Below are 22,523 nucleotides of genomic sequence, written 5' to 3'. Positions count from 1 at the left end.
CGTCACTCTCCGTCCGGCGCGATGACGCCCTTGGAAAACAGGAAGCAGCCGTAGAAGCGCCGCTCTCCCGTGGCGATCACGCAGTAGGCCGTCTTGGCCTTTTCATAGAAGGCATGGCGCTCGACCCCGACCAGCGGCCAGGAGCGTCCCTCGGCGCGGTCGATCGCGGCCTGCACCTCGCGCTGCACGGGCGGCACCTCCTGGGGCTGGCCAACGATCTCCATGCGGATTGCGGCATCGTCGACGAACGTATCGAGCGGCAGCACCGAGAGAATGGCTTCGATCGCCTTTGCCGTACTGACGTTGTCGATGCGAAGCAGCTCGCCGAACACGGTCTGGCGCGCAATGGAGTCGGCAGGAAAATTGGTGTCGCACACCACGAGGCGGTCCCCGTGCCCCATTGCGCGCAAGGCATAAAGCACGTCGGCATTGAGCAGTGGATTGATGCCCTTGAGCATGTTCCGTCCCTCCCTTGTCTTCAAAAAATCGCCCGAACTCTGATGGTCCGGATGCCAACCCGTATCACCGCAAGGTGACGTCTTTAGTCCCCATAGGGAATCCAGATGTTCTTCACCTGCACCGCGTGGCGGAGCAGAATCGGCCCCTCGCTCGCCACCCGGTCGTACCAATCGAGCGCCAGCCCGTGGTCGACCAGCGTGCGCTTGAGGTTGCCGATCGACAGCCGCTCCGCAGCAGTCGAGGCCTCCTGCGAGCCGAACACCCAGAGCGCATCGACGTCGTCATGCTCGGCAAGGACCTTTGCGAGCGCATCGCGCTCGCCGGTGACGATATTGACGACGCCTGCCGGCACATCCGACGTCTCCAGCACCTGATAAAAATCGGTCGCTGCAAGCGGATGCCGCTCGCTTGGGACGGCGACGACGCGGTTGCCCATCGCGATCAACGGCGCCACCAGGCTGATGAAGCCCAGCAACGGGGCCTCGTCTGGACAGGCCACCCCGACCACGCCGATCGGCTCGTGCATGGCAAGCGCCACGCCGCGCAACGGCGGTGCATGGATCGTCCCCTCGTATTTGTCGGCCCAGGCCCCATAGCTGAACAGCCGTTCGATACTCGCCTCGACCTCCGCGCGCGCCTTGGCGGGCGAAACGCCGGTCATATCCCCGATGCGCCGGGCGAACTCGTCGCCACGCGCGGACAGATTCTCGGCAAGGTAGTAGAGGATTTGGGCGCGATTATGCGTCGTCGCCCGCGCCCAACCCTCGGCCGAGCGCGCGGCGGCCACCGCGTTGCGGATATCCTTGCGATTGCCCTCGCCGGCTTCGCCGAGGTGCTTCCCCTTCGGCGACAGCACCGCGCGCGAATAATTTCCGTCGGGACGAACCTGCTTGCCGCCGACGAACAGCTTGGCGGTCCGGTCGATCGACGGCGTGCCAAATCCGGCGCCGTCGTTAGAAGCCGCCGGGGACGGCGGCGGCACCTTCGCCCGCGCCTTCCGCCCGCTCCAGGCTTTCGGCTTGAGATATTCGTAGAGACCTTCCCGGCCGCCCTCGCGACCGAAGCCGGACTCGCGATAGCCGCCGAAGCCGACGCTGGCATCGAACAAATTGGTCGCATTGACCCAGACCACGCCGGCCTGAAGCTTCGGCGCGATATCGAGCGCCAGCCCGATAGTCTCGCTCCACACGCTGGCGGCAAGGCCATAACGCGTGTTGTTGGCGAGCATCACCGCCTCGTCCGGCGTGCGGAACGTCATCGCAACCAGCACCGGGCCAAAGATCTCCTCGATCGCCACGGTCGATGACGGATGTACGTTCCAAAGCAAGGTCGGGGGATAGAAGCATCCCTCAGCGGGGATCGGCCCCGGCGCCTGATACTTCTCGGCGCCCTCCTTGACGCCGGTTTCGACCAGCGCCTTGATCCGCTCGAGCTGCACCGGTGCGACCACCGCGCCCATGTCGATCGCCTTGTCGAGCGGCGGCCCCACGCGCAGCGTCTCCATGCGGCGGATGAGGCGCTTGCGGAATGTCTCTGCGATCCCTTCCTGCAGCAGAAGCCGCGATCCGGCACAACAGACCTGGCCCTGGTTGAACCAGATCGCATCGACCACGCCTTCCACGGCGCCATCGATGTCGGCGTCGTCGAACACGATGAACGGTGACTTGCCGCCGAGCTCGAGCGTCAGCGACTTCCCGCTGCCTGCGGTCGACTGACGGATCAACCGCCCGACCTCGGTCGACCCCGTGAAGGCGATCTTGTCGACACCGGGATTTTCGACCAGCAACGCGCCGGTGGCGCCATCACCCGTCACCACATTCAACACGCCGGGCGGCAGGCCGGCTTCCGCCGCGAGCTCGGCGAACAGCAGCGCGGTGAGTGAGGTGAACTCTGCCGGTTTCAGCACCACGGTGTTGCCGGTCGCCAGCGCGGGCGCGATCTTCCAGGCCAGCATCAGCAGCGGAAAGTTCCATGGGATGATCTGGCCGATCACACCGACCGGGACATGGTCGGCGAATTCGCGGTCCTGCAATTGTGCCCAGCCGGCGTGATACAGGAAGTGGCGCGCGGCGAGCGGCACGTCGAGATCGCGGGTTTCCCTGATCGGTTTGCCATTGTCGATCGCTTCCAATACCGCGAACAGACGAGCATGACGTTGCAGCATGCGCGCCAGCGCATAGAGATGACGGGCACGACCGTGACCACCGAGCTTTGCCCATGACGACTGCGCCGATCGCGCGGCGCCGACGGCGGCCTCGACATCCGCTGCGATGCCTTGCGCGATCTTGGCCAGCGTCTTTCCGGTGGCCGGCTCGATCGTTGCCAGATGCTTGCCCGAAGCCGGCGCGACGAATTTACCGGCAATGAAATGCCCAAACGTCGCGTCGTGCCGCTTCAGCCAGGCGCGCGCCTCGCCGTCCGCCTCGGGAGCGGGACCATAATCCATGGTCTCAAAGTAATGTGCGATACTCATGCTCAGCCCACGGGATGACGGTTGAAGGCCGAGTAGCGGCCGGTGACGTGATGCTCGAGCTGGCGCTCGATGTCGGCGAGCAGGCTCGAGGCGCCGACGCGGAACAGATCCGGCTCGAGCCAATCGCGTCCCAACTCCTCCTTCATCAGGAACTGGTAGTTGAGCACATCCTTCGCCGTCGAGATTCCGCCGGCCGGCTTGAAGCCGATCTTGAAGCCCGTGCGCTCCTCATAGACCCTGATCATGCGCAGCATCGCCAGCGTCACCGGCAGCGTGGCATTGACGCCTTCCTTGCCGGTGGAGGTCTTGATGAAGTCAGCGCCGGCCATCATGCAGACCATCGACGCCTTGGCGACGTTGCGCAGCGTTTTGAGGTCGCCGGTTGCGAGGATCGTCTTCAGATGCGCATCGCCGCAGGCTGCGCGGAAATCCCGGACCTCGGCGTAGAGAGCGCGCCAATCTCCGGTCAGCACATGCTCACGCGTGATGACGATGTCGATCTCCTGCGCACCGTCCCTGACGGACGCCTCGATCTCCTTGAGTTTCAGATCGTGAGGCACGAGGCCTGCCGGAAATCCAGTCGAAACCGCAGCGACCGGGATGTCATGCCCATCGAGCGCTTCGACCGCGGTTGCGACGAAGCGGTGATAGACGCAGATCGCGCCCGTGTGCAGCCCGCGCCCGGCAAAGCCGAGTGCCTCGAGGAGGTCTCTTCGTATCGGGGCCCTCGCCTTGGCACAGAGGCGCTTCACCCGTTCGGCCGTATCGTCGCCGTTGAGTGTCGTCAGGTCGATGCAGGTGATCGCCTTGAGCAACCACGCCGCCTGCGCGTCATTCTTGACGGTGCGCCGGCCCGGCAGGCTCGCAACGCGGCGCTCGGCGGCGGACAGATTGATCCGGATATCATCGACCCAGTCCATCTCGAGCGCGCGGCCGCTGTTGCGCGCGATCGGATGCGGATGATTGTGATCCCGCGCATGGGGCTGCGCCGGCACCGCGGATGGATTTGATATCAAGACGCCCCGCGCCATCGGTACGCCGCGCAATGCTAGCGAATCGGCTGAAACGGCAGATAGACTGAATGTGCCGATTGCAACATGCGATCCTCCCATCCCTTGGCCGCCGGCGCTTCTGCTGCTCCCGTCGCCGACAGCGAAACGCCTTTCGGGCCAAATGTTATTATTGTAACAGATTGACGTTGCTAAACTCACATCATTGTAAGATCATTGTCAACCGGATAAGCAAGCTCGGTGACGAAAATGACTGAAACACCGACCGCACGCCCCAGCGAGACCCGCGTCCAACGACTGCAACGGCTGCGACGCGCCGTCGAGACGAGCGGCGCACTGCATCTGAAGGACGCCGCAGAGCTGCTGAAGGTGTCGGAGATGACGGTCAGGCGCGACCTTGCCGGGCCCGAGGCGGCGCTCGCCCTGCTCGGCGGCTACGTCGTCAACGCGGCGTCGCCGACCGGGATCAAGTACACATTCGAACAGGAAATCGACCAGCACACACAGGACAAGCGCCTCGCCTGCCGATCCGCAGCCGCCTCGATCAAGGAAGGTGATACCATCTTCATCGACTGCGGCACCACGATGCAGTCGCTGGCGGATTGCCTGCCTGAGGACATGCCTCTTTCGGTGATCTGCTATTCGCTGAACGTCGCCTCGATCGTCACCCACCGGCCAGCGACGCAGGTGATGTTGATGGGCGGGCTCTACCATCCGTCGTCGCAGTCTTTCTCGTCGGATGACGGCCTGTCCTACCTGCGGCGGCTCGGGGTCAACAAGGCTTTCATCTCGGCCGGCGGCCTGCACTGGACCCGCGGCGCCAGCTGCTCGAATTTTCACGAAGTCGCCATCAAGCAGGCCGTCATCGCTACCGCGATGGAGAGCATCCTCGTGGTCGACGCCAGCAAGCTCGGCAGCCTCAAGCCGGCGTTCTTCTCCGACGTCAGCTCATTCTCGCGGATCATCGTCGGTGGCTCCGTGTCGGCAGACACGCGCAAGCACTTCCGCAGCCTTCCCGTCGAATACGTCACCAGCACAGCCTGATCCGGACGGGGGCTGGTTCGCCCGGATCAGGCTGACTGAACGATGCGCGGTCTCGGTGGATCGCGCATCGCTGTTTCAGGCTAGTTGCAGGCGGGCTTCGCCTTGTTGCAGGCATCCGTCAGCTCGGCCGGCGGGTCCTTCTTGAATACGGTCTTGTAGGACTCCAGCACATTCGACTGCGTCACCGGCAGCGACTGCACACCTACCCAGCCAGGCGTTTCCTTACCCAGCAGCGCGTTCATCATCGCCATCGCCTCCGCGACGCCCTGGTCGTAGGGACGCTGCGAGCCGGTCGCCTTCAGCGGCCCGCCCTTGGCAATCTCGATCGCCGATTGCAGACCGAGGTCGACCGTCGTCATGGGAATATCGATGCCCTGAGCCCGCATCGAGCTCAGCGTGTCGAGCGCCGGTTGATCCCACACCGCGTACAGTCCCTTGACGTCGGGATTGCCGGTCAGGAAGTCGCCCGCGATCTGCGAGACCTTCGGCGGATCGGTGAAGTCGACCTGCTTCATCTTGATGTCAGGGCGGTTTGCTTTCATCCACTCCCGCACGCCCTTGGTGCGCTCGTTGGTGCTGAAATAGTCGACGCCGAAATTGACGAGACCGATGGTGCCGGCCTGCGCCACGCAGGATGCCAGGATCTGTGCCGCGATCTGGCCATTGCCCTGGCTATCGGCCGAGACCATCGTCGCATATTCCTCGGGATGCTTCAGACCAGTCGGGATGCTGTCCATCAGCACGAGCTTGATGCCGGCTTTGGCGATCTTCTTGTAGGTCGGCGCGGTCGCGGTGAAATCGACCGGAATCGAAATGATGCCGTCCGGATGCTGCTGGATCGTGTTCTCGATATCGGCGATCTGCTTGTCCACCTGATATTCGGCGGACGCGACGCCCGTCACCGTCACGCCGTACTTCTTCAGCGTATCGGTGATGCCCTGGATCTGGAGCTGCGACCAGTCGAGGTTGACCGTCTGCATGGAGATGCCGACCTTGAAGTTCTTCTCCTTGATCTTGGCGGCGTCGGCTTCCGACAGCGCGAGCACCTCGGGGGAAGCCGCCTTTTCGCCGTGGGGTCCCTGGCCGACGATCGACTTCGGCCCGAGCTTCGCGAGATCGACACCCTTGACGCAGGTCGCGGGCACTTCGGCGCGAGCCGACGGGATCATCGAGAGGGCGGCAGCGGCCACCAACGCAGTCAAAGGCAAGGTTTGTCGCAAGATTGGCTTCATTGTTTCCTCCATTTTTCGGTCGCCGATTCACCGGAGGGCCAGCGACCTTGCCCCTACCCACGCAGCGCAATGAACTTTTTGTTCATGCGCCGCGCCTGACGTCGACTAGCGTTTCGTGAAAGCAACCGCGGCCACGATGATCGCGCCCTTGATCACGAGCTGCATCGGCGAGCTCACGCCGAGCAGAACAAGGCCGTTGTTGAGCGTGCCGATGATCAAGCTGCCGAACAGTGTTCCCAGGATGTAGCCGCGCCCGCCGAACAGGCTGCAGCCGCCGAGGATCACCGCGGCGATGACGTCGAGCTCCATGCCCTGCACGACATCTGGCCGCGCTGCATGTGAACGCGCCGACAGCACCAGCGCCGCTAATCCGGCCAGCGTGCCGGTCAGGACAAAGGCCGCAGTCGTGATCCGTTTGGTGTTGATGCCGGAATAGAGCGCCGCGGTCGGGTTGCCGCCGACCGCATAGATGCGCCGGCCGAACACATTATAGTGCAGCAGCAGGATGCCGATAATCATCGCCGCCATAGTCCAGGCGATCGGAACCGGTATGCCGAGGAACGTGCCTTCGCCAAAGATCGCGAAATAGGTCTCGTTGGTGATGATCACCGGCTTGGTGTTGGTCACCATCATCGCCAGTCCCCGCGCCATGCTCAGTGAGCCCAGCGTCACCAGGAATGACGGGATCGATAGCTGCGTGGTCAGGATGCCATTGAGCAGCCCGACCAGCGCGCCGGTACCGAGCCCGGCCGCGGCGCCCACGATCCAGCTGTTGTTGATCTGGCTCATCGCGAGAGCAGCCGCCATGCCCGACAGCGCCAGCGTCGAGGCAACCGACAGATCGATCTGACGCGCGATGATAATAAAGGTCATGCCGACTGCGATGATCGACACCAGCGTGGTCTGGCGCCCGATGTTCAGGAAATTGTCGACCGAGAGAAACCAGGGCGAAGACAGGCTGAACACGACCAACAGGATCACGAAGGCGATGTACAGCATGTACGGCCGCTCGCCCCGCAGCAAATTCTGGAGAATCTTGCGGCGGCGATCAGATCGGGTCGACGAGGCGACCACGTTGGGAGCAGTCAGTTCGGTCATGCGGGAAGCTCTTGCAAGTGGCCCGGCCCGGAGGCCTGGTACATCTGGAGGAGATGATGCAGCTCTTCGGCATCATCGATCTCGCCGCGCGACAGCGTACGAGCTACACGCCCGTTGACGATCACGGAGATGCGGTCGCAGAGCTCGATCAATTCGACGAGATCGGACGAGACGACCAGGACCCCGCTGCCGTCGCGGACGGCATTCCGGATCACGGCATAGATTTCCTCGCGTGCGCCCACGTCGACGCCGACCGTCGGTTCATCCAGGAGCAGCACGCGCGGCCGCGGATCATTCCATTTTCCGAACACGACCTTTTGCTGGTTGCCGCCGGAGAGCGTCCTGACCAGGCTGAACGCGCCTGGCGCTTTCACCGAAAGCCTGGCGACCGCGGTTTCCGCACGCCTGGCGGCGGCGCGTTGCTGCATCCAGCCCCAGCGCGAGAAATGGGGAATTCGCGGCAAGGTGACGTTTCGCTCGATCGAATGGTCCAGGACCAGACCCTGCACATGCCGGTCTTCCGGCACCAGCGCGATGCCCTGCTCGATCGCATCGGCAGGCCCTCTCGGCAGCCATCGCCGGCCCTCGATCTCGATTGCGCCGCTCTCGAGCGGCCGGAGGCCAAACACTGTCTCCAAAATCTCCGTGCGGCCGCTGCCGATCAATCCGGCGAGGCCATGGATCTCGCCCTTCAGCACGGACAGATCGACGGCGCGAAGCCGGTCGTTGGATACATCGGACAGCGACAGAACCGGCGACGGATCCAATTCACGCTTCGCGACGGGTTCGGTGCGCGGGCCCGTGGGTGCCGATCGATCGGTTCCGACGATCGCGTTCACCAGCCGCTTCATGTCGGTCTCGGCTGTGACAAACGTGCCCGCGTTAGCGCCATCGCGCAGCACCGTGACGCGCTGCGAGATCTCGAACACCTCGTTGAGCCGATGGGTCACATAGATCACGCCGACTCCGCGGCGCGTCGCCTTCCCGATCGCATCGAACAGAATCTGGACCTCATCCGATGTCAGCGAGGAGGTCGGCTCGTCGAGGATCAGAAGCCGAACCTCGCCCATCAGCGCCTTGGCGATCTCCGTCATCTGGCGATAGGCGAAAGGCAGCGAGCCGACAGCCGCACTCGCATCCAGGGGAATGCCGAGCGCGTTCAGGAACGCCTCGGCCCTGGCCATCAGCGCGCGCTGCCGGACGAAGCCGAAACGCGCACGCGGCTCACGGCCGAGCAACAGATTGTCCGCAACGCTCAAGGATTCGACGAGGCTGAGATCCTGATAAACGACAGCGATCCCCGCCTCGCGCGACTTCGCCGGGCTGTCGAATTCCACCGGCCTGCCGGCGATCTCGATCGTGCCGCTGTCGAGGGCATGAACACCACTGAGAATCTTGATCAGGGTAGATTTTCCCGCGCCGTTCTCGCCCAGTAGCGCATGGACCTCGCCGGCGCGAACCTCGAGGTTGACGTCACGCAGCGCTCGCACGCCGCCGAAGCGCTTGTTGATGCCACTGACCATCACAAGCGAGGTCGACGACCGAGGTTCTGCTGCAACCGAACCGGACAGTTCCAAACTTTCCTCCCGTCGCCCCGCAAGACGCTGGTACGATGGTGACATATTGTTATTTTTGCAACTTATCCTGTTATAATTCTATCATCTCCGCCGACCTGTCAATGGCGGATCACGTCGCGGGGCCGGATCTAGCCCTGCCCTATCTCGATTTGTGCGGTTGCGAACGTCAGACAGCCGACCTTCCCAGCGCGGATCTGTTCAACATCAGGAACGGACCAAGGCTTCACGACGCGCTCCATTCGGTCCTGGCGGCAAGCACCCGATCATCCAAGCTAGAGGAGGCAGGCCCCGCGATCGATCAGCGCAAGCGTGTGCCGACAGAAAGGTAGACGCATAGGCGACGCGTGACAGCCATGGCGATGAGGCGGCCTTAGCCAAGCACACTAGACCGCGCGCGACACTTCGCTCCAATTCTGTGGATGACAATCCCTGCGATACGTCGTGCTCGTCGCGTCATTCCTGCCGCGCAGGATTACGTTCCTCGCCCTCGATCGTGCCGGCCGACCGCATCGACCGCGACATCTATCTGGTGCTTGAAGACGTCGGCGCGAGCTGGTTGCGCCCGGCGCGAGACCGACGAGGCTGACACCAACCTCGAGATCATCCTGCAAAATCTGCGGTCCGGCCAGTACGCCTATCCGGTCCGAATTGTATCCTTCAATCCCGTCCAGGGGTAGTCGCGGGATGCGACTTCCGAGGTCGCCGACGCACTGGCTCGGCGTGCAGCCGACACCGACGCTGAGATCTCGTCGGCACTGCAGGACTTCATCGCCGCTAACGCCAGAAAGCGCTTCGGCATGCAGCCAGCGCTGCGCCTTCGACTTCAGACACGTTACAATGCCTTTTGATGTCCTTCATTCGATGGAAGCACGCTGCGTGTGCCAATCCGTCACTGACTGGAAGGCATACGCGGCGCGAGCAAGCGTATCTTCGGACAGATGCGGACCGACGAGCTGCATGCTGAGCGGCAATCGGTCCGACGCCATGCCGCTCGGCAGCGTGATGGTCGGGCTGCCCGAGAAGTCGAACACCGCGGTGAAGCGCAGGATGCTGAGCAGCACGTTCGGATCGGCGCCGTATTCGCCCATCTTGGTCAGCGTTGGGATCGGCACGGGCATGGTGGGAATCAGGAGCAGGTCAATATCGCCGAACAGCGCCGCGAGGCTGCCGCAGAACTTCAACCGCTCATGATGGATCTGAGCGATCTCGAGGCCGCTGATCGATCTGCCCTGCTCGATCAGCTGCGCCAGATCGGGACCGTATTCCGACTTCCGCGACGGATAGGTCTCGAGATGCGCCTCTGCGGTCTCGATGGAGCACATCGGAATCCACATGCTTACGAGCTTCTCGTAAGCTGGGAACTTGACCTCACGAATATCGGCGCCGAGGTCCGCAAACGTACGCTCTGCTTCCAGCAAGGCGGCGACCACCTGCGGATCGATCCCGTCCTGCGTGTAGCTGCGGTCCACGCCAATCCGTAAGCCCCGCACGCCCTCACCGATCCCCGCCAGATAGTTCGGCACCGGCGCCTGAAGGGCGGTCGGATCATTGACGTCTGCGCCCGCGATGGCGCCGAGCATGGCCGCGGCATCGGCTACGCTCCGGCACATCGGCCCGACATGGTCGAGAGAGTCAGCCAGCGGGAAGACGCCGTGGCGGCTGACACGTCCCCAGGTGGGCTTGATCCCGGTCAGCCCGCACGTCGCCGACGGAAACCGGATCGAGCCGCCGGTGTCGCTGCCGATCGAGCCAAAGCAAAGTCCCGCCGAAGTGGCCACGCCCGATCCGCTTGAGGAGGAGCCGACCCAGTAATCGGTCCCCCAGGGATTGAGCGGCGCCTGGTCGTCGGGATGATGGCTCGTATAGGCGCCCTCGGTCATTTTTAGCTTGCCGAGCGTGACGGCGCCGGCGTGTTCGAGCCGGTCCACGATCGTCGCGTTGAAGGAGGGGACGAACCTAGCGTGGATCGTGGTACCTCCAGCGGTCGGCGCGAAAGTGGTGTAGCAGAGATCCTTCAATCCGATCGGCACGCCGTGCAGCGGCCCGCGCCAGATGCCCTTGGCAAGCTCGGCGTCACAGCGCTTCGCCTGCGCCATGGCTCGCTCGGCGAGGACGAGCGCGTAGCCGTGAAACTTCTGATCGAGCTTCGCGATCCGGCCCAGCATCACCTCGGTCACTTTCGAAGGTAGAAGCTCGCCGCGGCGGAACAGCTCGGAGATTTCGATGATCGACTTGTAGTGAATTGGATCTGCTGACATCTGACTGTCCTGCTGTCGTCGGAAACGGCTTCGCCCACCGGCACCGCAGACGGCCCGGTTTCGTGACTGTGCTACTCAGGGAGCGCCTAGAACTGCACGCCGCGCGTGAGGGCACCGTCGACCACGAGGTTGGTCCCCGTGATGAAACTCGCTGCCTTGCTGGCAAGGAACACCGCACCGTTCGCCATTTCCTGCGGCGTGCCCATGCGGCCGGTCGGATTCAGCGCCAGCGCGGTCTTGTACAGCTCGGGATTGCCGTCCTTGATCTGATTCCAGACACCGCCCTCGAAATAGGTGTTGCCCGGCGACACCGAATTGGCGCGGATGCCTTTGCTGGCAAGCTGGAAGGCGAGACCTTGCGTATAGTGGATGATCGCGGCCTTGAACGTGCCGTAGGGGCCGCTCGCGAAGTCAACCTCCCGCCCTGAAACGCTGGAGATGGTCACGATCGCCGCGGCCTTGCTCTTCTCGAGATACGGCATCGCCGCATTGACCAGCCGCACGGTGCCCATCATGTCGGTGGAGAATTCCTTCTCCCAGCTCTCCTCGTCCTGTCCGATCGACAGCGCACTGACATTGGCGACCACGACGTCGATGCCGCCAAGCTTCGAGGCCATGTCCTCGACCCAGGCCTTGAGCGCCGGGCCGTTGGAGACATCGACCGAACGACCAAAGGCAGCGACGCCCTTCGCCTTGATCGCGGCGACTGCGCTATCGACGTCGGCCTGGTTGCGCGCGCAGATGCCGACATCCGCGCCTTCCGCCGCGAATGTGTCGGCGATCGCCCTGCCGATCCCCTTGGTGCTGCCGGTGACGAGAACCTTTGCTCCCTTGAGTCCCAGATCCATGTCCATTCCCTCCCTATTGACGACTTGAAAACATGCCATGCGGCCGTTCAGAGCAGGAGCTGCTCGCGGACATTGTCCTCGTTAACCTCGCCACCCGCCAGCGACTGCGCGATCTTGCCCTTCTCCATGATGTAACAACGCTCGGCGATTGCCAGGATCGTGTCGAGGTTCTGCTCGACGAAGATGATGGTGGTCCCGAGCTCGTTCCGGAACGATCTCAGCGCCTCGCAGATGTGCTGGACGATCGAGGGCTGGATACCCTCGGACGGCTCGTCCAGGATCATCAAGGACGGATTGCCGATCAGCGCGCGGCCTATGGCGAGCTGTTGCTGCTCGCCGCCCGACATCGTGCCTGCGGCCTGCCGCCGGCGTTCCTTCAGTCGCGGAAAATACTCATAGACGAGTTCAGGCAGCTTCTTGCCGCCGGGACCGCCGATCAACTCGCCGACCTGCAGGTTTTCCTCGACGGTCATCTGCGGAAAGACATCGCGTCCCTGCGGGATATAGCCGAAGCCCGCCCTCGCCCGCGCGTCGGCTTCGAGCTTTGTTACGTCCTGCTCCATGAAGCTGATCGTGCCACGCCAGGTTTGCAGCAAACCGATCAGGCACCGCATCAGAGTCGACTTGCCGACACCGTTACGGCCGATCACGCCGACAATCTCGCCGCGGGAGACCGACATGGTGACGCCCTGCAGAATCGGCGTCGCACCGTATCCCGCCCATAATTCCGATACGTCCAAAATCCGGTCCGTAGGATTGGGTTCAGTGAGCATGCGTCTTACCGAGATAAATTTCCGCGACTTTCGCGTCCTGCAAAATGCTTTCGAGATCGCCGCGTGCGAAAATCTTGCCGAGATGCAGCACCGTGACGCGCTGGGCGACCTGGCGCACGAAGGCCATGTCATGCTCGACGACAAGGACCGTCATGCCCTCTGCATTGAACGACTTGATCAGCTCGCCGGTCTTGAAGGTTTCCTCCGGCGACATGCCGGCAGTCGGCTCGTCCAGCAGCAGGAGCTGCGGCTTCAGAGCCAGCGCCATCCCGATCTCAAGCCATTGCTGCTGGCCATGCGACAGCGCACCCGCGAGCTTATCGCTGTCCGGCCCCAGGTTGAGCAGAGTCAGCAGGCGATCCTCCTCGGCGATGCGTTCCGCGCCGGACAGTCGTGCCTGGAGCGCAGTCTGGATGTTTTGCCGAACCGGCAGCTCCTTGAACACGCTCGGAGCCTGCATCTTGATGCTCATGCCTCGCTGCACGCGTGCGTAGGGACGCTCCTTGGTGATGTCGACGGTATCGAACAGGATGCTGCCCTGGCTCGGCGGGTAGAGACCCACGATCAGCTTGAACAATGTGCTCTTGCCGGCGCCATTGGGTCCGATCAGGCAGTGGACCTCGCCGGCGTTGACCGTGAGGTCGACGTCGGCGACTGCGGTCAATCCGCCAAAACGCTTGGATACGCCTTTGACTTCGACCAGCGCCATGATCAGGGCTCTTCCGACTGCAAGCGACCAGCCTCCGCCATGACGGGGCTATCATCGCGCCGCCGACGCCCGCTCCACCAGTCGGCAGCAAGCTTGCCGATGCCGAGCACGAAACCCTGCGGTGCCAGCATCACCGTGGCGAGCAGCAGCGCCCCCATCAGCACGAGTGCTGCCTGCTGGCTGTAGACCGTGATGGTCTGAAAGCCGAACAGTAGCAGGAACGATCCGACCAGAGTTGCGGTCAGATCGCTCCGTCCGGAGAAAGCCACCCATACGATGGGCATCGCCGCCGCAGGCAGGCCGATGCTGGACGGCGTGATGAATTGGCCCCAGGACGTATACAGCGCACCACTCAGCCCTGCGAGGCCGCTGCCGATCACGAAGGTCAGGAGCTGGTATTTCCGGACGTCATAACCCAGCATCTCGGCGCGCTGCGGGTTCTCGCGCGTCGCCACGATGACGTTGCCGATGCCCGAATTCACCAGCATGCGCAGCGCGAGATAGACGATCACGATCAGCGCGATCATGACGTAGTAGAGCGCCGATCCCTCGATATAGAAGTCGCCGACGGCGAGCGGGTCCATGCCCTTCATGCCGTTGAAGCCATTCAGCCGCGCCGGGCCGATGTGCCATTCCGGCCCCGCCGTCTGGCCGAGGAAGAAGGCAAGCACCAGCGTCGCAGACAGCGTCACGATCCCGAAGAAGATGCCGTTGATGCCACCCCAGATCATGAAATAGCCGAGGATGCCGGCCGCCACCATCGCAAGGACAACGGACAGCGCAAGCGCGGCGATCGTTGCGGTGCCGCCGCCCATGTTAATCGCGAGCACGCCATAACCGTAACCGGCGATGCCGAAGAACAAGGTCTGGCCGAACGACAGCATCCCGCCATAGCCCCACATCAGGCAGAGGCCGAGCGCCATGAATATCCAGATCAGGAAATAGGCGAAATTCCCCACATCATAGGAGTCGGCGAACAGCGGATATGTCAGTGCGCCCGCGAGCACTGCAAGGAAGCAGGACCAGAAGACCTTGCCACGTCCGAGCGTCTGCGGACCTTCCAGCAGCTTGAACATCACAAATTCCCTTTAGCGCCCACGACGAACCAGAACGCTGGAGAGCCCCTCGGGCAACACCCGAATGATCAAAATAACGGCGACCAGCATGCCAATCTGTCCGATGATCTGGCCGTAGCTCGCGTTTAGCGCCATCCGGATTATCGCCAGGAACACAGCGGCCGGCGCTGTTCCGAGCAGCACGTTTGCCCCTCCAATGACGACCGTAACGAAGCTTTCGACCACGAAGGTCGCCCCCATGGTCGGGATCAGCGTCATCGTTGGCGCGTAGAGCGCCCCACAAAGTCCGGCAAGGCCGGTGCCGATCCCGAAACTGATCGAATAGATTCGGCCCGTTCGCGCGCCCAGCGCCTTCGCCATCGCCGCATTCTGCATCGTCGCCCGGGCGATCACACCAAAGCGCGTCTTCATGAAAACGATGTAGAGACCGCCCAGCACGGCCACCGCGCAACCGAACAGAACCAGACGATAGGTCGAAAACGTGTAGCCGCCGATTGCGAAGCTTCCTTCGGGCGTTCCGATGCCCCGCACGGCTGAACCGACAATCAGGAGCATCGATTGCGTCACGATGAGGCTGAGCCCCCAAGTGGCGAGCAGAGAATCCAGCGGCCGCTTGTAGAAGCGCCGCACGATCAGGAACTCGACGGCGACACCGATGAGCCCCGCCGTCAGCGCGGCCAGGATCTGGGCAATCGCGAGCGGAACGCCCAGATTCACCAGGCCGACGGTGACATAGGCGCCGCACATGATGAACTCGCCATGCGCCATGTTGATGACGCCCATCATGCCGAACACGATAGCGAGACCTGCGGCCGAGAGAATGAGGAACGCGAACACGTCGGCGAACTGATAGAATACCGAGAATACTTCAGCCGACATCTTGGTCCCTTTGTCGATCCCGGCGCCGCATCGTTGCGGCGCCGGCCTTGTTCAAGTGCGCAACTCTCAATACGAGCAAAATCCGTGCCCGCCAGGCGTCACGATTTCTTCGGGAGATGGCTCGGCGTGTACTGGTCCTTGTCGTTCTTCTTGGTGAGATCGCAACCGATTTCGCCAAGCCAGTACGGCTGGATCGTCCCATAGTCCTTCTCGACCTTCACCTCATGCTTCGGCCCGACCGAGATCAGGCGCATGCGGTGCGAGGTGTGCTGGCTCTTCGGATCGATGCACACCTTGCCTTCGGGAGCGTCGATGCATGCATCGCCGGTCGCGATGACCTTGCGCATGTCGTCGAGCTTGATCGACTTCGCCTTCTCGACCAGCGCCTTGTACATGTAGAGCGCATTATAGGCATTGTAGCCCATGTCGTTGATGTAGAGCTCGTCAGGGAATTTCGCGTGCCAGCGCTTCTTGAACTCGGTAGCCTCTGGCGTGTCGATCTCCTCGAACCAATTCGCAGTCGCATGCATGTTGTTGAGCGCCGGCGGCTTGAACCGCTTGTGCTCGAAGCCGAGCATGACCTTGATCGACGATCCCATCGGCAGATTGAGGTTGGCCGCAGCCGCCTGCTCGAAGAATGAATCCTGGGCAGCGCCGACATTGATCGTGAGCAACCAATCCGGCTTCGCCTTCTGGATATTCTGGATGGTCTGCGCGAACTGCGACACGCCGAGCGGAATGAACTCCTCGCCGACGACCTCGCCGCCGAGATCCTTCATGATCTTGCGGTTCCACTCCGCCGAAATCTGACCGAAATTGTAATCGGCGGCGATGACATAGACCTTCTTGCCGAACTTCTCGACCATCCATGGAATCAGCGTCGAGAATTGCTGCTCCGGCACCGCGCCCATGCTGATCATGCTGGCGTCGCAGACACCGCCTTCATACTGGTTGGTGTAGAAATAAGGCGTCGAGGTGCGGTCGACGATGGGACGCAGCGCCTCGCGCGAGGCCGATGTGATGCCGCCGATCAGCACGTCGACCTTGTCGCGATTGAGCAGACGTCGGCCGAATTCCTGATAACGGGCGTTGTCGCCCTGCGGATCGAGATGGATCAGCTCGATCTGCCGCCCCAGGATGCCGCCGCTCTTGTTGATCTCTTCGACGGCCAGCTGCGAGCCGTGCAGCTTCGGCATGCCCATGAAGGCGAGATCGCCCGACACGTCCTCGAGCAGACCCACCTTCAACGGTGGTTCCGCGGCCCGAGCAACGGTCATTGCCGCTGCGGTACCGAGCATGGCGCCGAGCAAAACCATCCCTAACTTGCGTCCCGAACTCATCGTGATATCCCCTGTTTCTGAAAGCGACTGGATGTCATGGCTTGAGGTAATTCTTCAGGATCGATGCTCCCATCGTGTATTTAGGGTCGACCATGTTGCCGAGGCGCATGCGGCCGGCCTGGCTGAGCAGCATGTAGGCGTCGATCTCGTCGAAGCCGTAGTCGGCCGCCATCCACCGCACGAGCTCGCGATAGGCGATACGGGCCGCGTCTTCGAGCGGGCGGGCGCTGCCGATCGTCATGATGAAGTCCTTTGTCTCGAGCCGCGGCCAGGCGAAGCTCCAGTTCTTGATCAGGTCGACCTGCAACGTGACGGTCGCGCGCTGCTCCAGCGCCACGCCGGAGAGTTCGCCGTCGCCTTGCGTCGCGTGACAGTCGCCGACGTAGAGCATCCCGCCGTCGGTATGCACCGGGAAATAGATGATCGCGCCGGGGGCGACGTCGGGCAGATCCATGTTGCCGCCGTGGTAATCCGGCTGCAGCGAGGAGATCGCCTCGATCTCCGGCGAGACGCCAATGGTACCGATGAACGGCTCGTAGGGCAGCGTAATCTTGTCGTTCCAGCGCACGCCGTTCCTGTCGACATGCAGCTTTTTCACGCGCTCCGGCAATGGCGGATTGAGCAGTGCCGTCGAGCTTGTCCCGACGAGTCCGCCGAACTCAGGAATAATGCAGGTCGTGCCGGCCGGCTGCTCGCCGCGGGTCTCGACGTCGCGGATGTAGATCGCGAGGCAATCGCCCTTCTTGGCGCCCTTAACCGCGATCGGTCCGCATTGCGGATTCAGATAGGGAAAGTTCAGTTTGGCGGTGGGGCTGTCGCTCTCGCTGGTGAGCACACCGCCGAACGCATCCTCCGTCTCGACAACCACCACTCCGCCGGGGTCGATCGACAGGGTCGGCTTTGCATAGGGACCGTAGACGTAGTGGAAGCCGCCCTGCTCTTCGATCGTCAGGCTATGCGTCGCCCCGGTCGCGCCTTTGGCAACCGCACGCTTGGCCATGATGGAATTCTTCAACCAGTCTTCTGCGGGCATATGATTGGCTCCTCAACTCAGATCCCGGGATGACGCTTGTGCCAGTCGGTGACGCGCTGGAACGCATCGCCCGCGCGAACGAGGCCGGCCTCATCGAAATGACGACCGACGAACTGGAAGCCGACCGGACCGCCATTCGCAGCGAAGCCGCCGGGAAGCGTTACGGTCGGGCTTCCCGTCATGTCGAATGGGCATGTGAAGCGAAGCAGGCCTGCGATCAGCGAGGCGTCCTCGCCAAGCGACGCCATCTTGGCGAGCGTGGGCGCGGCGAATGCCTGGGCCGGCACTGCCAGGAGATCGACCGATTCGAACAGAAGGCGGACGGCGCCACGAAACGCCTCGCGCCGGAGCACGATCTTCTGATAGTCCATGCCGGACTGCTGCCGACCGAGATCGAGCAGGCCAGCGAGCGCCGGGCCGTACTCGTCCTTGCGCGCGGGATAGGTGTCCTCGTGCGCGACGGCGACCTCGATGCCGCAGAGCGGGAACCAGTCGTCGATGACCGCCTTGGGATCTGGGAACGTGATCTCCTTGATCTTCGCGCCGAGATCGGCCGCTACACGCAGACCCTCGGTCAACACCTTGGCCGCATCGCCATCGGTGCCTTCGCTGGTCCAGCGCCGGTCGACGCCGATCGTCACGCCGCGAAGGTCGCCGGACAAACTGGCGAGATAGTCAGGCACGGGCAGCGGAACCGACGTCGTGTCCTTGGGGTCCTGCCCCGCGATCACGCCGAGGATGGCGCCGCAATCGACCGCGCTCCTTGCCATCGGGCCGATATGATCCAGCGTCGCCGCAAGCTCGAATGCGCCGTAGCGGCTGACGCGTCCCCAGGTCGGCTTGAGCCCGGTGACGCCGTTAGCCGCGGACGGAAAGCGGATTGATCCGCCCGTATCGGTGCCGAGCGAGCCGAAGCAGAGGCCCGCCGCAGTAGCGACGCCGGAGCCGCTCGAGGATGCGCCGGGCCAGAGATCCGCGTTCCACGGGTTCTTCGGTGGGTCGATCTTCGGGTGATGATCGGCGTAGGCGCCCTCGGTTTGCTGCAGCTTGCCGAGGATGATGGCGCCGGCATCCTTCAACCGCGCGACTACCGTTGCATCCTCGGAGGGACGGAAATCTCGATGAATGGTCATGCCATGGGCCGCCGGCGCGCCCTTGGCCCAGCAGAGATCCTTGACCGCCACTGGCACACCATGCAGCGGCCCCTTGATCTTGCCGGAAGCGATCTCCTTCTCGGCCACGGCAGCGTCCGCGAGCGCCGAGTCAGCCATCACATAAGCGAAACTCTTGAGCTTGCCGTCGAGCTTCTCGATCCGCCCGAGCATCGCTTTGGTTGCTTCGACCGGCGACAGCTCCTTCGCCTGGATCTTCCGCCCGACGTCGACGAGTCCGAGATAGTGGAGATCTGTTGCCGCCATCGTTCTTCATCCTCGCACTCGATGTGACGCGCGGTCGTCTCCGCGCATGCGTCACCGTTCTGGCGACGCGGACGCATCGCCAGCTTCCTTGGCGGCAAACGAAAAAAGCCACCCGTCCCTCCCGAATGAGGCGACGAATGGCTCAAATGCCGCGGCTATGATCTATCGCTTAGGGGCCGCAATCGAACGAAGCACTTAGTGCAAGGAGCTGGACGTCATCGGCCAGATCGGCGCACGCGAGGTTCGACAGGTAGCCCTGTAGGAGAAAAGTCTAAGTAACTGCCCATCGCATTGTCAACGATGCTCTCTGCCTAAATTTCGATAGTGCTGCGCAGCAAAACGGCAAGCCACTTGCACTGTCATCGCCGATGATGATTTCATCTTCGCGTTGCACTACCGAAAGTCGTCAATGACAAAACCGTCTGTTCCCGTTGGCATCATCTGCTCGCAGTCCGGGCCATATCAGGCTATGGGCCGCGAGATCCTCAAGAGCGCGATGATGGCGGTCGACGAGATCAACAACCAGACGGAGTTCGGCTTCTCGATTGCCGCTCATATCCGCGATCCTCGCGGCATCATCTCCGAATACCATACGGTCTGCGACGATCTCATCCGCAATGTCGGCGTCGAGCACATCATCGGCTGCTACACGTCGGCGTCGCGCAAACAAGTTCTGCCGATCGTGGAGCGCACCGATCGCCTGCTCTGGTATCCTGCGCGCTACGAGGGCTTCGAGTGCTCCGACAACGTCATTTATGTCGGCGCCTCGCCCAATCACAACGTCCTGCCGCTCGTCCGGTACGTGCTCGACAATCTGTCCCGGGAGATCTTCTGCGTCGGCTCCAACTACGTTTGGACATGGGAGACCAATCGCGTCACCCGGGAGTTGGTCAGCGCGGCAGACGGCCACATCCTGGCCGAACGGCTGCTCGAACTCGGCGAAAGCGCCGTAGGGCACATCGTCGACGAGATCGTCCGCCGCAAGCCGCCGATCGTCTTCAACACGTTGGTCGGAAGCTCGAGCTACGACTTCATTCGCGCCTTCCACGCCGGCACCAAGGCCGCCGGGCTCGAGATTCCGATGCTGAGCTGCAGCCTGTGCGAACCGGAACTGTCGATCGTCGGACCGGCGTCGGCCGGCTGCATCACGTCATCGGCCTATTTCGAGAGCATCCGCCTGCCGGAGAACCGCGCATTCGTTGCACGCTGGAAGGCGCGCTATGGCGACGACAGCAGCCCTTCGGTCGACGGGCAGTCCGCCTATGTCGCCGTCTATCTGCTGGCGCGCGCGTTGCAGCGCGCTGGCACATCGAGTATCGCCGAGGTGCGGCGCGCCGCGGCCGGCCATCGCTACAATTCGCCGCAAGGACCGGTCTGGATCGACGGCGGCAACAATCATTGCGTCCTTACACCGCGGCTTGCCGTTTCCAATCCGCGAGGACAGTTTGATATCTTCTGGGAAGCCGACGCGCCTGTTAAGCCTGATCCTTACCTGACGCAGCTCGACGTTGCCGTCAGCCCTTCGAGGGAGACCTCGGCGGGCGGCGCATTGCCGAATGCGCCGCATTTGCGGGTTGTAAAATGAGCAGACCGTCTTCATTTTCGCTGCGCGGGCGTAAGGCAATCGTCGCCATCAAGGACGAACGCGACGCAACCATCGTGCGACGCCAGTTCGAGCGTCTTGGGGTCGACAGCATCGCGTGGGAGCCGACAGAGGCGATCGACTTCGCGCCGGATCTGGCGTTGATCGATGACGAGTTCCTGCCTTTGACGCAACCGGCACGACGCGCGTTCTCGGGACGCTGCCCGGTCATCGCCCTGCTCGGCACCGAAACGCCGAGCCGGCTGAAGCTAGTGTTCGAGCTCGATCCAGCCTCGTTCCTGGTCAAGCCGTTGCGCTCGGCCGGCATCTACGCGGCGCTCGTCATGGCAATCGAGCGAAGCGAACGCACCAGCGAATTGAAGCAGCAGGTGCTTAAGCTCGAGCAGCGTCTTCGGTCGCGTCGCGTCGTGCTCGCCGCCGTTCTCCAGGTGATGCACTCGCACGCGCTCGCAGAACCAGCCGCCTTTGCGCTGATCCGCAAAGCCGCCATGGAACAACGCAAGACGATCGAAGAGCTTTCGGCGGAGATTACCGCCAAGGGCATGCTCCCGCGCGCAACCGGCTAGCTCACTTCCATACGTGTGTATTCCTCACCGCCTCGGCAAAACCGCGTATCGTCGGACGCGGCGGCCGCGCCTCGCAGAAATTTGCCCGAGCGAGAATTAGGAAAGAATTTCACTTCGATTCCATCCTCCGAGGAGGGCGGAAGCCCTACCACCCACAACGCCCCCGAGAAAGACGCCGAGCCCCTCCGCAGGGGCGGCTTTAATCGGCCGATCTCCCTCTATGCGACTTCCAACGCCAGTAGCAGCGAAAGCCGGCCCTGTGCCGCCGCACGAGCGTCTCGGGCGGATGATCGTGAGAACCATCAGGATTGATGGAGAACGGAGCGGCGTCAGGGAGAGCCTGTTTCGGCCGACGGCAGACTGATGATCCGCGGCGCGCCGACCTCGCGGGGCAATGGCGCGCCGAGCACAAGTGAGAGCCGATACGAGGCGTCGGTGAGCCGGGACGCCAGCGCCTGGAGGTCGGCCTGACGGATGCGTTCGATTGGGCCGCTCACGGTCATGGCGCCCACCAGCGCTCCGTCGTGGCCGAAAACGGCGGTGGAGAGGGAGGCCGTCACAGCGTCGTAGATTCCGGAACTGACGAAGACCTGCACGCCGCCATCCGTGCGGTCTGCCCAGCGCGCCGTCCGCAGCACTTGTCCCGTCGAGGTCAAATCGAGTGGCGCGAGATTTGTGGGCCGCGCGACGTCGCGCACGAGCTGCGGCGAATCCACCCGAAACAGACAGAGCCGGCTATCGCGTTCGCGCACGTGGAACGCACTGCTCTCCAACGTCTCCTGGCTTAGCCGCTGAAGGACCGGCAGCACATGCTGTTCGAGATTGAAATTGGCCCGATAGGTGGTGCCGAGCTGGAATGTCTTTGCGCCGAGCGCGTAGCGGCCGTCGCTGAGGCGGACGACGTAGCCGGCTTCATCCAGCGACACCAGCGAGCGCATCACGGTCGGTTTCGCCAAGCCCGTGATCTTGGCGATGTCGGCCAGGCTGCGCGACCCGGCTCCAGCGAAGGTATCCAGGATCGCCAACGCCCGTTGCACGGCGGCGACCCCTTGCGTCTTGGGCATCGAAAATCCCTGTCCTGCCGATTTTCGGTTGACCTCGGCTCGTCACCGTTACACTATGCGTAA

Annotated in this window: 19 protein-coding genes and 1 pseudogene; 4 read left to right on the top strand and 16 right to left on the bottom strand. The window is 63.0% G+C overall.

Translation table 11 applies throughout. From position 1 onward, the window contains the following. Nucleotides 1–2 precede the first annotated feature (2 nt). From ABIA90_RS28065 to deoC, 3 genes are all read right to left on the bottom strand, one after another. Complete coding sequence (locus ABIA90_RS28065; RefSeq protein WP_014494077.1) at nucleotides 3–458, bottom strand: RbsD/FucU family protein; 456 nt, start codon at nucleotides 456–458, stop codon at nucleotides 3–5. 83 nt (nucleotides 459–541) lie between these two features. Then, nucleotides 542–2,932, bottom strand: a complete 2,391-nt coding sequence (locus tag ABIA90_RS28060) for an aldehyde dehydrogenase family protein (RefSeq protein ID WP_354120624.1) — start codon at nucleotides 2,930–2,932, stop codon at nucleotides 542–544. A 2-nt stretch (nucleotides 2,933–2,934) separates the two neighbouring features. Beyond that, nucleotides 2,935–3,852, bottom strand: coding sequence for a deoxyribose-phosphate aldolase (gene deoC, locus ABIA90_RS28055; protein WP_354120716.1), 918 nt, complete (start codon nucleotides 3,850–3,852; stop codon nucleotides 2,935–2,937). 339 nt (nucleotides 3,853–4,191) lie between these two features. On the opposite strand from deoC, the gene ABIA90_RS28050 reads away from it, so the two are divergent. After that, the gene (locus ABIA90_RS28050) at nucleotides 4,192–4,986 is read left to right on the top strand and encodes a DeoR/GlpR family DNA-binding transcription regulator (protein WP_085404259.1); all 795 of its coding nucleotides are present in this window, start codon (nucleotides 4,192–4,194) and stop codon (nucleotides 4,984–4,986) included. Between the two features lie 80 nt (nucleotides 4,987–5,066). On the opposite strand, the gene ABIA90_RS28045 is transcribed toward ABIA90_RS28050, so the two are convergent. The 3 genes from ABIA90_RS28045 to ABIA90_RS28035 form a co-directional block, all read right to left on the bottom strand. Continuing rightward, entirely contained in the window at nucleotides 5,067–6,218 is a 1,152-nt protein-coding gene (locus ABIA90_RS28045; protein ID WP_354120625.1) for a substrate-binding domain-containing protein, read from the bottom strand. A gap of 105 nt (nucleotides 6,219–6,323) precedes the next feature. Further along, entirely contained in the window at nucleotides 6,324–7,316 is a 993-nt protein-coding gene (locus ABIA90_RS28040; RefSeq protein WP_354120626.1) for an ABC transporter permease, read from the bottom strand. Continuing rightward, nucleotides 7,313–8,938, bottom strand: coding sequence for a sugar ABC transporter ATP-binding protein (locus ABIA90_RS28035; RefSeq protein WP_502916665.1), 1,626 nt, complete (start codon nucleotides 8,936–8,938; stop codon nucleotides 7,313–7,315). The genes ABIA90_RS28040 and ABIA90_RS28035 overlap by 4 nt, the downstream gene beginning before the upstream one ends. A 370-nt stretch (nucleotides 8,939–9,308) precedes the next feature. On the opposite strand from ABIA90_RS28035, the pseudogene ABIA90_RS28030 reads away from it, so the two are divergent. After that, nucleotides 9,309–9,741, top strand: a pseudogene (locus ABIA90_RS28030) (hypothetical protein). Between the two features lie 6 nt (nucleotides 9,742–9,747). On the opposite strand, the gene ABIA90_RS28025 reads toward ABIA90_RS28030, so the two are convergent. From ABIA90_RS28025 to ABIA90_RS27985, 9 genes are all read right to left on the bottom strand, one after another. Continuing rightward, nucleotides 9,748–11,151 carry an amidase gene (locus ABIA90_RS28025; RefSeq protein ID WP_354120628.1) on the bottom strand — a complete coding sequence of 468 codons (1,404 nt, stop codon included), beginning with the start codon at nucleotides 11,149–11,151 and terminating at the stop codon, nucleotides 9,748–9,750. 86 nt (nucleotides 11,152–11,237) lie between these two features. Continuing rightward, a complete protein-coding gene (locus ABIA90_RS28020; protein WP_028151197.1) occupies nucleotides 11,238–11,999 on the bottom strand; it encodes an SDR family NAD(P)-dependent oxidoreductase in 762 nt (253 codons plus the stop codon). Between the two features lie 47 nt (nucleotides 12,000–12,046). After that, entirely contained in the window at nucleotides 12,047–12,772 is a 726-nt protein-coding gene (locus tag ABIA90_RS28015; RefSeq protein ID WP_038942017.1) for an ABC transporter ATP-binding protein, read from the bottom strand. Then, nucleotides 12,762–13,481, bottom strand: coding sequence for an ABC transporter ATP-binding protein (locus ABIA90_RS28010; protein ID WP_135214632.1), 720 nt, complete (start codon nucleotides 13,479–13,481; stop codon nucleotides 12,762–12,764). Before ABIA90_RS28010 ends, ABIA90_RS28015 begins: the two co-directional genes overlap by 11 nt. Before the next feature lie 2 nt (nucleotides 13,482–13,483). Beyond that, nucleotides 13,484–14,557: a branched-chain amino acid ABC transporter permease gene (locus ABIA90_RS28005; protein ID WP_354120629.1), complete on the bottom strand. Its 1,074-nt coding sequence runs from the start codon at nucleotides 14,555–14,557 to the stop codon at nucleotides 13,484–13,486. Between the two features lie 12 nt (nucleotides 14,558–14,569). After that, on the bottom strand, nucleotides 14,570–15,436 hold the full coding sequence (locus ABIA90_RS28000) for an ABC transporter permease subunit (protein ID WP_135214630.1): 867 nt from the start codon (nucleotides 15,434–15,436) through the stop codon (nucleotides 14,570–14,572). A gap of 98 nt (nucleotides 15,437–15,534) precedes the next feature. Further along, nucleotides 15,535–16,752, bottom strand: a complete 1,218-nt coding sequence (locus tag ABIA90_RS27995; RefSeq protein WP_084795064.1) for an urea ABC transporter substrate-binding protein — start codon at nucleotides 16,750–16,752, stop codon at nucleotides 15,535–15,537. Between the two features lie 58 nt (nucleotides 16,753–16,810). Continuing rightward, nucleotides 16,811–17,809: an acetamidase/formamidase family protein gene (locus ABIA90_RS27990; protein ID WP_208087657.1), complete on the bottom strand. Its 999-nt coding sequence runs from the start codon at nucleotides 17,807–17,809 to the stop codon at nucleotides 16,811–16,813. Between the two features lie 17 nt (nucleotides 17,810–17,826). Beyond that, entirely contained in the window at nucleotides 17,827–19,227 is a 1,401-nt protein-coding gene (locus ABIA90_RS27985; RefSeq protein ID WP_354120630.1) for an amidase, read from the bottom strand. Nucleotides 19,228–19,636: 409 nt separating this feature from the next. Here ABIA90_RS27985 and ABIA90_RS27980 point away from each other — a divergent pair, with 409 nt between their 5' ends. Both ABIA90_RS27980 and ABIA90_RS27975 read left to right on the top strand, forming a co-directional pair. After that, nucleotides 19,637–20,812: a transporter substrate-binding domain-containing protein gene (locus ABIA90_RS27980; RefSeq protein ID WP_028151205.1), complete on the top strand. Its 1,176-nt coding sequence runs from the start codon at nucleotides 19,637–19,639 to the stop codon at nucleotides 20,810–20,812. Beyond that, nucleotides 20,809–21,396, top strand: a complete 588-nt coding sequence (locus ABIA90_RS27975) for an ANTAR domain-containing response regulator (RefSeq protein WP_354120631.1) — start codon at nucleotides 20,809–20,811, stop codon at nucleotides 21,394–21,396. The genes ABIA90_RS27980 and ABIA90_RS27975 overlap by 4 nt, the downstream gene beginning before the upstream one ends. A 329-nt stretch (nucleotides 21,397–21,725) precedes the next feature. On the opposite strand, the gene ABIA90_RS27970 is transcribed toward ABIA90_RS27975, so the two are convergent. Next, on the bottom strand, nucleotides 21,726–22,460 hold the full coding sequence (locus ABIA90_RS27970; protein WP_049807412.1) for an IclR family transcriptional regulator: 735 nt from the start codon (nucleotides 22,458–22,460) through the stop codon (nucleotides 21,726–21,728). Nucleotides 22,461–22,523 lie beyond the last annotated feature (63 nt).

The organism is Bradyrhizobium sp. LA6.8, from assembly GCF_040547935.1.
GTDB lineage: Bacteria > Pseudomonadota > Alphaproteobacteria > Rhizobiales > Xanthobacteraceae > Bradyrhizobium > Bradyrhizobium barranii.
Note: the sequence above shows the minus strand (reverse complement) of the source record. Positions and strands in the feature narration are given on the sequence as shown.